Raw genomic sequence first — 11537 nt, 5'->3', positions numbered from 1 at the left:
GATGTTTGCCCCACGCTGGCTTGCCAAGCTGATGGCGGCAGTCTACAAAGATTACATTACTGCCAAGACGTTTGGCTTCTTCCACGGAAATTAAGGTTTGATACATCGGGTGAGCCTTATTATGCAAATATTATTATTGAGCATTAGTAATTAAAGTGATTTATTCAAGCACGGTCAAGCGGCTTAACAGGCCAGTATCGTTTTGCCCAAACAGGAAAAACAGCACTGTAAAACCGGTGACAAATAACAACCAGGTTGTACCGAAGGCCAGCATAATAAAATGCGATCTGGTTGCGCCGTAGCTTAAAGTAGATTGACTGGGTTTATCAGGATTAAAACGAACCTCAATTTTCTTTGCTGACTTGAGCTTGTCATAAATTTGCTTGTGCGCCACAAGGCCACTGCCTGCATTATAGCCAAAAGAAATATTATCTCCTTCATAGGAAATGCCCTGAATCCGATATAAGTATTTAGCTTTTACCTCATAAGTAGTGCCATCTGAATCATTGTCAGTAATAAATTGCACGTCCTGAATGCTACCTACAGTTTTTGGCCAGTCTTTTGCTGCGTTTGCCTGATTAAGTGAGCTTATGCCACTGCCCAGAACTGCAAAACCCACAATATAAAAAATCGAGATAAAAATAATAAAGAAGATGGACATTTTTGGCATCGCTGATTTCTAAAGGTCTGGTTAATTTTGTTGGTTCCCTCAGTCTATGAAACGCTATTTTTGCTGTATAAGATAGGGAGTGCTTTAAAAATAAGATAACAATTTTTGATTTTATAGCGTCCTAAATTATTGAAGTGAAAGCTATCTATTAGAAAAAATAAGTTCTACTCCTATTAATTGTGCTTTGAGAAAGCGGATCACAGGGCTTTTGTTATGTCTAGCAATCCCGGCTCATTAAATATTGAATGAACGCTTATTAAAAACCAAGCCATAAATATGCATATCAAAATAGCGCTCTGGTTTCTTAACCGCAAGGCGTTTGGTGCCTTCTCGCTGAAACCCAAGCTGTTCATAGAGGTGAATTGCTGAGGCATTATTTTCAATGACTTCAAGTTCTAAACGTTCAATGGTAGAGGACTGCTTAGCCCACTGTAAGGCATGCTGCAATAGCGCACGTCCAATGCCTTGACCGCGAAAATCAGCAGCCACGTTTAATCCTAACATGGCTACATGATCAAGCTGTGGTCGGCCAAAGCATGTTAAAGCAATGGAACCAACAATATTATTATCCATTGCAGGGTTATGAGTTTCTGCCAGAAACACTGCATTGTTTCCGGTTATATGGCGCAAAATATAAGCTTTGACCTGTTCAGGTGATGGGGTAGTACCCCGTGGAACCAGTGTCGGCAGGTTTTCAGCAAACATGCTGGCCATAAAGCTTTCAAAGTAAATTGCATCCGTTTCAGTGATGCGGCGAATAGAGTGAGTCATGGAAAAATATAGTAAAATTTATAAATTAAGAGGAAATGATAAAGTTTTAGTTTCTGTTGAAATAACCCCAGCCCTCATAATCAGAAAGCTGGGGTTGGTTATTGCATAAAATGTCGCCTGAATTGTATCTTTTTAAGGATAAAAACCAGAATTATCTTAATGATAACTAATGATTCCGCTACCGGTCAATTTACTCAGTGAGATCCCCACCACTGCTCCGAAAAAGGTGCCCACCTGACTCCAGTTCATATCATACAGGTCTAGCGAGACTTCACCGCCGCCGCCTGCCACAGCTTCCAGCGTAAACTGGTATTCACCATGCAGTGTAGAGGGATCAACAAAAAAGGATCCTGTCACGGCAGCAGTAAAGATTGCAAAATCTGCATCCGGTCCGCCAGTTGCATTAAAAATAACATAATGCGGGGGGGCCAAATCCACGGTCAGGTTCATTGCCCACCATAACACTCCAGTCATGGAAAGCACGCCGGTTGCGTTCCACGAGTTTTGTGTCGACAGTTCAAGCATATGTTTATTGGCCAGTGTAAATGGATGATCTGGTTGTAGTGCCGCGAAGTCCTTTATTCGTTGTTTCTTGTCTTCCAGCACTTGTGTTGCCCGTTCTTGTAGTTCCATCATGTTATTCCTGTTCTATTATTCAATGGTTATGGCTAAAAAGACACTGACTGCTCTGGCCACAATAGCCAGATTTGGTCAAAACCTAGTTAGTCTTATTTATCATCACTGATACATAAGACTTTCTTTTATACGGGATTAAAAAATTATTTGTCTAAAAAAAATACCAAAATTATTACTTTATATTTATTCACCCTATTATTAGGAAATGGTCATGGCAAAAATAGCTGTATCACGAGTGCCAATTTATAAAACAAGCCAACACAGGCAACGCTATCGGTGTGCTACCCTAAAACCTTAAAATGATTCATCTATTTAAAAACAGGCGAGGGCACTATGAAACAACTTTCCTCAAACCGCTGCTTTAACGGTGAACAACGCATTTATGAGCATGAATCCAGCACAATTGGCTTGCCCATGAAGTTTGGCGTGTACTTGCCACCCCAAGCGCTAAAAGGGGAGGGTGAGCTTAAACAGTGCAAAACCCTGTTTTATCTGGCAGGGCTGACCTGTACGGAAGAAACCTTTGCCATTAAGGCACATGCGCAAGCCATGGCAGCAGAGCTTGGCATTATCATTGTTACGCCGGATACCAGCCCGCGCGGCGATACTGCACAGGGCGATCACTGGGATATCGGGCAGGGTGCTGGTTTTTATATTGATGCCACGCAAGCCCCGTGGACACCGCATTTCAAGATGGAAAGCTATATTGCGCAGGAGCTGTATGAGCTGGTTAAAACCAGCTTCCCGGTAGACCCGGCGCGTATTGGTATTTTTGGACATTCCATGGGCGGCCATGGTGCACTAACGCTGGCCTTTAAATATCCCAAACTTTATCGCTCGGTGTCTGCCTTTGCACCAATTGCGGCACCAGTGGATTGTGCGTGGGGACAAAAAGCCTTCAGCCAGTATCTGGGCAATAATCAGGATGAATGGGCAGGCCATGATGCCAGCCGCTTGATTGCACAAAAAGGCAAGCAGTTTGACAGTATTCTGGTGGATCAGGGCATGTCCGACCAGTTCTTAAACCAGTTGTGTATTGACCAACTGGAAATGGCCTGCCAGCAGGCAGGGCAGCCGTTAACCCTGCGCTGTCATGCAGGTTATGATCATGGCTATTACTTTATTCAAAGTTTTGTACAGGACCATTTAAAATTTCATGCCGGGCAGTTGCAGTAAAATCCAGAAATAATTGCTATGATCACGCGGTACATGTGGCTGAACAGGCACTTGAGTTGAACCGGCTTGAGTGCATTTTTTAATGGATTTAGCATAAAAACCAAACCAGTATGATTTATAAAAGACGCGCAAAAGACGTGCTAAAAAGTTAAAAGCAAAAGCATTTATCAATCAGGGAAATTTATAAATAAGGGGACTTTATGAATCAATATCCTGTCAGTCCGGACGCCGATGGTGGCCGTGAAATCCATTTTCCACAAGTGCCTGATGTTGTCACGCCACCGCCAGTACCACCCGTTGCTGATAGCACTACTCCGCTGCCACCGGGTTTTATGGCAAACCGGCGCTTTGAGTTTCATGGCAATGGCAGTGAATATTTTGGTATCTGGATTTCCAATCTGGTGCTTACCATTAGTACCATTGGTTTTTATGCGCCGTGGGCCAAGGTGCGCCGTCTGCGTTATTTTTATGGTCACACCAAGCTGGCCAATCGCGCCTTTGACTTTACCGGGGTGCCCACCAAGATTCTGGCAGGCCGCCTGATTGCTGCTGCGGTGTATTTTACTTTTGCCTTTGGCGGGCAGTATTCGCCCAAGGTGGCTATCGCAGGTTTTATATTGTTGTTTCTGGTATTGCCGTGGCTATTGCGCGCGACGTTTCGCTTTAATGCCCGCAATAGCAAGTACAGCAATAGCCGCCTGTTTTTCTCCGGCTCAACCGCCCAGATTTATAAAACCCTGCTGCTGTGTCTGCTCATTACGGTATTTACGCTCGGGATCATGACCCCGTATGCCATCTGGCTTTACAAGCGTTACCAGTTCAATCACCTGCATCTGGGCCAGCTGGATTTTAAGCTGGATGTGGATGTCGGCCGTTATTTTAGTGCCATTTATGTGCCGTATTTTTTTGTACTGGGCGCGATGCTGATTGGCGGAATATTGGTTGGTGTGACCGGCTTAAATTTTTCTGGCGGACTTTCTGCGGCTGCCATTGCCTTTATAGTCAGCATTTATGTGATGTTGTTTTTGATTGTGCCACTGATTCAGGCGCGGCTTTACAAGGCGACGTGGAATCATGTATCGCTGGCAAAGAATCGCTTTGAATGCAACATTAACCAATGGCGCTATAGCTGGATTGTCATTACGAACTGGCTGGCCAGAATTGTAAGCTTTGGCTTGCTATCTGCTTGGGCTGCCGTGCGTATTTATCGCTACAAGATAGAAAGCTTGAGTATTCAGCTGGTTGACAGCCCCAATGATTTGCTGACACTGGCCCGACAGGACCCTTCAGCCTTTGCCGAAGAACTGACCGATATTCTGGATATTGATGTATCCCTCTAAGAGATAACTGCCCATGTTGCCATCTGTTGATACTGCTGCTGTAAAGGGGGATTCTGCTGCTTCTGTTGATGTCATTTTTTATGATGGCATTGTGTCCAGACCGCAGCAGGCGGTGCTCAGCAGACAGGGGGGTGCGCAGGAAAAAACCCACATTATTGTGAATACGGGTACGCAGCAGTTTTGTTATGCCTATCAGGACATGCAATTGATTGGCGCACTGGGCCAGATTAACCCGGTCATTGAATTGCCGGACGAGGCCCGTATTGAATTTTTGCAGCCGCAACTCCCAGCATGGTTCAATATCAAGTCAAAAACCATCAACCAGCGAATCTGGTATCTGGAGCGCAGTCCGCTACTGATTGCCTGTAGTCTGGTATTAATGGTGGTAATTATTGGCGTGGTGGTCAAGTTTGGCGTTCCTTATAGCGCCAAACAACTGGCTTGGCATTTGCCAGCCAATACCTTAAGTTCCATTGGCGCTCAGGCGCAGGAACAGATTGAGCAAATGACTGAAAAAAGTCAGCTGACTGCTGCGCGGCAGCAGCAAATCCGCCAGCTTTACAGCCGTTATGTGGCCGGCCAGCAACCGGCAAAACTGGTTTTTCGGCAGGGTGCTAATCTGGGCGCCAATGCACTGGCCTTGCCCAATAACACCATTGTCCTGACCGATGAGCTGGTGCAACTGGCACAGGATGATCGCGAGCTGATAGGCGTACTGGCGCATGAGCAGGGACATTTGACTGAACGCCATACCATGCAGCAGGTATTGTCGGCGCTGGGCATGACGGTGTTTATTACCTGGATTACCGGCGATGTGTCTGATCTGGTCAGTAACGCACCCTATGCCTTGCTGACGTTAAGCTATTCACGCGAGTTTGAGCGGCAGGCCGATTTATATGCCGTGCAGACACTCAGCCGACAGCAGATCCCGGTAAAATACTTTGCCCATTTTTTAAAGCGCATGGAAAAGGATGATGCTGACATTGAACTGCTCAGTACCCATCCAGCCACGACAGCACGCATACAGGCTGTTGAGGCATTTGCCCGCCAGCAGCCAACTGTGCAGAGTAGCCGCTAGTCATGCCAGTGCGACAAATAGCGGATCACTGCTTTTTCTGTTAAGGTTGCGCTGCTTAAACCAGCCCGTTTTTAACGCTCATAGTGCGGAGACCAGCCATGTCAAAACCTTACCTGATTGCCCCATCCATTTTATCTGCCGACTTTGCGCGTCTGGGCGAAGAAGTTGATAAGGTACTGGCTGCCGGTGCGGATGTGGTACATTTTGATGTGATGGACAACCATTATGTGCCCAACCTGACCTTTGGTGCAGGCGTGTGCAAGGCACTTAAAAAATATGGCATTACTGCACCCATTGATGTGCATTTGATGGTCAGCCCGGTAGATCGCATCATTGGTGATTTTCTGGAAGCTGGCGCTGACATTATTACTTTTCATCCAGAAGCATCTGACCATATTGATCGTTCGCTGCAACTGATCAAGTCCGGTGGTGCCAAGGCGGGCCTGGTGTTTAACCCGGCAACCCCGCTGCATTATCTGGATTATGTACTGGACAAGGTAGACCAGATTTTACTGATGAGCGTTAACCCCGGTTTTGGTGGCCAGAAGTTTATTCCCATGACACTGGAAAAACTGCGCCAAACCCGCAAGCTCATTGATGACAGTGGCTTTGATATCCGGCTGGAAGTGGATGGTGGCGTGTCTGAACAAAATATTCGTGAAATTGCCGAAGCAGGGGCCGATATGTTTGTGGCGGGTTCAGCAATTTTTGGCAAGCCAGACTATAAACGCGTAATTGATGCCATGCGAAGTGAGCTTTCCAAAGTGGGCAGTTTCAGCGCCTAAACGATTTGTGGCATTAGTACCGATGGGGATAACCAGTAAGTTATCCCCAATTTTTAGGGATAACTCTGTGGATAAAGCTGTGGTTAACTTGTTTTTTAACCAAACAGATAAAGCTTATAAAAATTAAATTATTAAAAAATAATAGCTTATGTATTGTGTGATTAATAAAATTAAGCCGAGAGGTTGGTTTGCACACTTTTTTGAAATTTAAAACTGCAAAAGTGTGTTATGGCATTGAGCAATGCGGCTTTGCAAAAAATCAAATTCAGTAATGCCTTTATCTGGATTTGTGCTAATCAATTAAAAAAATAAATCATAAAGTGGCGAAAGCAATATGTTAGCTTAGCCAAAAGCCTAAAAATAATTTTCCCAAAACGCAGGAGCAACCATGAAAGCAGAAACCATTGCCATTCACGCAGGCTACAGTCCAGAGGCAACCACCAAGTCGGTGGCGGTGCCAATTTATCAAACGACTTCGTATTCATTTGACAATACCCAGCATGGTGCCGATTTATTTGACCTCAAGGTTCAGGGCAATATTTATACCCGCATCATGAATCCTACCACTGCTGTGCTGGAGCAACGGGTGGCAGAACTGGAAGGCGGCATTGGCGGGGTAGCGCTGGCATCGGGTATGGCTGCCATTACCTATGCCATTCAGACTATTACCGAAGCTGGTGATAATATTGCCTCAGTATCAACCCTGTATGGGGGCACCTATAACCTGTTTGCCCATACCTTGCCACGGCAGGGTATAGAGGTTCGTTTCTTTGATTACCTGCAGCCGGAACAACTGGACAAGCTAATTGATGCCAAAACCAAGCTGGTATTTGTCGAATCCATTGGCAATCCGCTGGGTAATATTATTGATATTGCAAAAATCAGTGAAATTGCGCACCGGCATGGCATTCCAGTGATTGTTGACAATACGGTGGCCACGCCAATTTTACATCGACCCTTTGAGCATGGGGCCGATATCGTCATTCATTCCCTCACCAAATATATTGGCGGGCACGGCACCAGTGTGGGCGGCATTGTCATTGATAGTGGCAAGTTTCCGTGGGGTGAGCATGCCGAGCGTTTTGCTGTGCTGAATACGCCAGACCCCAGCTATCATGGGGTGAATTATGTCGAAGTATTGGGACCAGCGGCTTATATTGCGCGTTTACGGGTCGTGCCTTTACGCAACACCGGCGCTGCCATTAGTCCGTTTAATGCCTTTTTGATCTTGCAGGGGCTGGAAACACTGGCCTTACGGATGGAACGGCACAGCGAAAATGCACTTAAAATTGCCCAGTATTTAAACACCCATCCCAAAGTTAAATGGGTGAATTATGCTGGCTTAACTGATCATCCGCAGCATGCGCTGGTGGCCAAATACCTGAGCGGCAAGGCATCGGGTATTTTAACCTTTGGCGTGCAGGATGGACGCGAAGGCGGTACACGCTTTATTGATGCGCTGCAATTGTTTACCCGGCTGGTCAATATTGGGGATGCCAAAAGTCTGGCAACGCATCCGGCAACCACCACCCATCGACAGCTTAACGATGAAGAGCTGAAAAAGGCCGGGGTCAGTGAAGACATGGTACGGCTGTCGATTGGCATTGAACATATCGATGACCTGATTGCAGATTTGGAGCAGGCACTGGCTGCGGTATAAAATTTTAAAAATACGTTTTAAAGCATGGCAACATAGTAAGCCATGCTTTTTTTATGGTTTTTAACTTTAACTTTCGGTAGGTTCGCCAATCTCAAACACCTGTCGCAGATAAGCCAGAAAAGTTTCATCCGTGCTCATGGTTTTGCCGGGACTATCGGACAGCTTGGCCACCGACTGGCCATTGCATTGCACGAGTTTCAGCACAATATTTAAGGGCACATGCCCCATGTCATTGGTCAGGTTGGTGCCAATGCCGAAACTGGTCTGAAAGCGATCCTTAAAATACTGGTATAAAGCCCAGGCTTTCTCCAGATTCAGGCCATCACTAAAGGTCAGCATTTTGGTTTTCGGGTCAATACGCAGCGCCAGATAATGTGCATAGGCCTTGTCGCCCCAAGCATACGGATCACCACTGTCATGCCGCAAGCCATCAAACAGCTTGGCAAAGTACAGGTCAAAATCGCGCAGGAATGCATCCATGCCCACCACATCGGTCAGGGCAATGCCAAGGTCACCCCGGTATTCATGCACCCAGCTTTCCAGCGCGGCTTTCTGGAAGTTGCGCAAACGCACATTCAGCGCCTGAAACGCCTGTAAGAATTCATGCGCCATGGTGCCAATCGGGCTAATGCCCAGTTGCATGGCCAGATACACATTGCTGGTACCGCGAAATACCTGCGGCGCTGCGGCATGCAGGGTTTTCACCACATGCTGCTGCCACACATAGCTGTAGCGCCGCCGCGTGCCAAAATCCGATACCAGAAAGGCTGGCTCGTCAGGTTTTTGCTGCCGGGTATAATCTGTAATCAATGCCACTTTGGCTTGCAGGCGCTGTTCGCCTTCAATCAAAGCAGCCTGTGTGTCCAGCCGCCTGAAATATAGCTCATTGACAATCGCCAGCACAAAAATCTCAAAAAACATTGCCTGAACCATTGGGCCTTCCACCACAACATCCAGCATGCCCTGTTCATTAATCTGCGTGTGAATAAAACGGCGCTTTAGCTGAAATAGCTCCAGATAATCCACCAGATCACTTTTGATAAAGCGCAAGCTGCGCAAATAATCCAGCTCGGCAGGCTGGAACTTGATGTCACACAGCCGATCCAGCTCAATGTCCAGTTCGTCCTTGATCTTACACAGCGGATAGGCAATCTTATCTTCATTGCGGCAACGGAAATGATAGACACTGTGGGTTTCAGGAAACTGGTGCAGTACCACCTGAAGCATGGTGAATTTATAGAGATCAGTGTCCAGTAAAGACTGGATAATTGGCGGACGTGTATTCATTGCCATGGCATTGATGGATTAAACCTTTATTAAACCACGCAAAATGAGCCGCTTAACAAATTCGCTTTAATACACTTCAAATTTGATAAACGGGCAGGCTAACAGGGCAAAAATCACAACATACTGTCTGGTTATGATAGGCAATGAATAGCTCTGGTGTTGGCCAAAAATAGTACAAAAAATAGATTGTAATCGAATTGTGGTTTTATGTAATTAGTGTAAACTAAGTCTAGTTTTAGGATAATACCGCGACGTGCTTTAGCAGTGTTGCTGTATAAAATTTAGATGATGAGTACAAGCATATGCAGCATGGAATTCTTCAACTGGCCAGGCGGGCCATCACGTTTACGGGTATTAGCCTGTTCTGGTTTGCGCTAAGTGCTGGACTAATGCACTTTTCCCTAAATGGACTGTATGCCCCGGAAACTTCCCTGCAAACCACAGTGACCTGGTATGGTTTTTTGTTTCAGGTCAGCCTGTTCTGGCTTAGCCTGATTGCGGGCGGTGTAGGCCTTGCGCATGTTACCTTTACCCGCCAGTGGTATCACTCGTTACGCAACATTGTTGCCTTGTGGCAGGGCGTTATCAGCCAGCAGTGGCAACTGATGAGTTTTATTCTGGTGCTCAGTTATACCGCACTGGCGTTTATGGTGTATGTAGTGCAAAAAAACATGGGCTTGGACGGCCAGCTCTTACTGGCAGTCACTTCGGCTGCACTGGTCATGTTTAGCCGTGAAATTAGCCAGAAAGCACTGTATATTGTGGCGCGTGTTGCACCGGATACTCATATTTAACTCATTACCGTTATTCATTTTGCCCACTATCTATAGTGGGCTTTTTTTGTTTCAGCATTCAATCTGGTCAATGTCAAATTTACCTAGGGCGCACAGTAGTTGCCAAACCTGTGCGTTTTGTTACCAAGGCCAACTGTAAAACCTTGCCGGACTCAGTAGGCTTAAACCTCAGTCAGCGCATGCCATCAGGTTAAGCAGTATTGCTGCATTAATGGCGAAGTTAGTATTTATTATTTTATCGCCAGTGTGCGCTGGGTTATAGAGTTTAAACTGAGGAGAGAACTTATGTCGGTTGCACGCAATTTTGAAGTGTCTAGTACCTCTAACGTCAGCTTTGAGGATGCCATCAACAAGGGAATTCAGGGCGTTTCTGACAATGTAAATAACATCAGGGGTGCATGGATCAAGGAACAGAAAGTTGATATCAGCAACGGCAAAATTTCTGCCTACAATGTAATGATGATTGTGACTGCTGCTGTCGATGATGTGGGTAATACTGGTTAACCATTAAAAGAGAATTGAAAGTCGGCATCTAATGTCGGCTTTTTATTGTTTGGTCTTTTAAATTAATTAAAATTAGAAAATTAAACATAAAGCAATAATTTATATTATTTAGGGAAGTGCAAAAACAATGTTGGTTTATATTTTTATTTCTATTGGGCTGCTGCTGATTTCAGCCTATATTTCTTCACCAAAATTTAAAGGAAAATTAGGTGAGTTTGCAATTAAGGTGCAAGCTAAAAACTATTTGGGAGAAGAATATATTCTGCTGAATGATTGTACCTTACCGGATACTCAGAATGGGACAACGCAGATTGACCATATTCTGTTAAGCCCATACGGCATATTTGTTATTGAAACTAAAAATTATCAGGGATGGATATTTGGCGGGGAAAGACAAAAAAGCTGGACTCAGAAAATTTATAAAAAGTCATTTAAGTTTCAAAATCCATTACATCAGAATTATAAGCACATGAAGGTGCTGGAAAGTATCTTGGAAGACGTGATTGCGCCTCAGTACTTACATTCATTAATTATATTCACGCCTCAAAGCACTAGATCTCTTGCATAAATCAAAAGATGATCACTGTATTGACCATCTTTTGAGCTAAGAATTGTATGACTTTCATCTATAATGACAGCATGAAATATACCGATATCAAATCATTACCCGAGCATCAATTTAAACGATTGATTGGCATTAAACCATCAACCTTTCATCAAATGATTGATGTACTCAATGCTGCACAGACTAAACATCATCGTGGCCGACCTACGAAGCTTGCCATCGAAGAACAACTATTACTGACTTTAAGTTATTGGCGTGAGTATCGAACCCT

Annotated in this window: 11 protein-coding genes and 2 pseudogenes; 9 read left to right on the top strand and 4 right to left on the bottom strand. The window is 45.1% G+C overall.

Features of this window, described 5'->3' with window-relative positions; genetic code table 11:
- Nucleotides 1-160: 160 nt before the first annotated feature.
- The 3 genes from BKE30_RS14440 to BKE30_RS14430 form a co-directional block, all read right to left on the bottom strand.
- Nucleotides 161-661, bottom strand: coding sequence for a DUF3592 domain-containing protein (locus BKE30_RS14440; RefSeq protein WP_076879270.1), 501 nt, complete (start codon nucleotides 659-661; stop codon nucleotides 161-163).
- Nucleotides 662-904: 243 nt separating this feature from the next.
- On the bottom strand, nucleotides 905-1441 hold the full coding sequence (locus BKE30_RS14435; protein WP_076879269.1) for a GNAT family N-acetyltransferase: 537 nt from the start codon (nucleotides 1439-1441) through the stop codon (nucleotides 905-907).
- Between the two features lie 156 nt (nucleotides 1442-1597).
- Entirely contained in the window at nucleotides 1598-2077 is a 480-nt protein-coding gene (locus tag BKE30_RS14430; protein WP_143253783.1) for a hypothetical protein, read from the bottom strand.
- Nucleotides 2078-2410: 333 nt separating this feature from the next.
- On the opposite strand from BKE30_RS14430, the gene fghA reads away from it, so the two are divergent.
- The 5 genes from fghA to BKE30_RS14405 all read left to right on the top strand — a co-directional run bounded on the left by fghA (nucleotide 2411) and on the right by BKE30_RS14405 (nucleotide 8116).
- On the top strand, nucleotides 2411-3253 hold the full coding sequence (fghA, locus tag BKE30_RS14425; RefSeq protein WP_076879267.1) for an S-formylglutathione hydrolase: 843 nt from the start codon (nucleotides 2411-2413) through the stop codon (nucleotides 3251-3253).
- Between the two features lie 200 nt (nucleotides 3254-3453).
- The gene (locus BKE30_RS14420) at nucleotides 3454-4593 is read left to right on the top strand and encodes a YjgN family protein (protein WP_076879266.1); all 1140 of its coding nucleotides are present in this window, start codon (nucleotides 3454-3456) and stop codon (nucleotides 4591-4593) included.
- Nucleotides 4594-4606: 13 nt separating this feature from the next.
- Nucleotides 4607-5671, top strand: coding sequence for a M48 family metallopeptidase (locus tag BKE30_RS14415; RefSeq protein WP_076879265.1), 1065 nt, complete (start codon nucleotides 4607-4609; stop codon nucleotides 5669-5671).
- Nucleotides 5672-5769: 98 nt separating this feature from the next.
- A complete protein-coding gene (rpe, locus tag BKE30_RS14410) occupies nucleotides 5770-6456 on the top strand; it encodes a ribulose-phosphate 3-epimerase (protein WP_076879264.1) in 687 nt (228 codons plus the stop codon).
- 388 nt (nucleotides 6457-6844) lie between these two features.
- Nucleotides 6845-8116, top strand: a complete 1272-nt coding sequence (locus BKE30_RS14405; protein WP_076879263.1) for an O-acetylhomoserine aminocarboxypropyltransferase/cysteine synthase family protein — start codon at nucleotides 6845-6847, stop codon at nucleotides 8114-8116.
- A 66-nt stretch (nucleotides 8117-8182) separates the two neighbouring features.
- Here the strand turns inward: BKE30_RS14405 and pncB are convergent, their stop codons facing one another.
- Nucleotides 8183-9403, bottom strand: a complete 1221-nt coding sequence (gene pncB / locus BKE30_RS14400) for a nicotinate phosphoribosyltransferase (protein ID WP_076879262.1) — start codon at nucleotides 9401-9403, stop codon at nucleotides 8183-8185.
- Nucleotides 9404-9705: 302 nt separating this feature from the next.
- Here pncB and BKE30_RS14395 point away from each other — a divergent pair, with 302 nt between their 5' ends.
- The 4 genes and pseudogenes from BKE30_RS14395 to BKE30_RS16425 all read left to right on the top strand — a co-directional run.
- Complete coding sequence (locus tag BKE30_RS14395; RefSeq protein ID WP_076879261.1) at nucleotides 9706-10197, top strand: hypothetical protein; 492 nt, start codon at nucleotides 9706-9708, stop codon at nucleotides 10195-10197.
- Between the two features lie 285 nt (nucleotides 10198-10482).
- Nucleotides 10483-10701, top strand: coding sequence for a dodecin family protein (locus tag BKE30_RS14390; protein WP_076879260.1), 219 nt, complete (start codon nucleotides 10483-10485; stop codon nucleotides 10699-10701).
- Between the two features lie 127 nt (nucleotides 10702-10828).
- Nucleotides 10829-11254, top strand: a pseudogene (locus BKE30_RS14385) (nuclease-related domain-containing protein); the annotation flags it as partial.
- An 86-nt stretch (nucleotides 11255-11340) separates the two neighbouring features.
- A pseudogene (locus tag BKE30_RS16425) lies at nucleotides 11341-11537 on the top strand (IS5/IS1182 family transposase); the annotation flags it as partial.

It is taken from the genome of Alkanindiges hydrocarboniclasticus (assembly GCF_001982605.1).
GTDB lineage: Bacteria > Pseudomonadota > Gammaproteobacteria > Pseudomonadales > Moraxellaceae > Alkanindiges > Alkanindiges hydrocarboniclasticus.
This window is presented reverse-complemented; position numbering and strand designations above follow the sequence as displayed.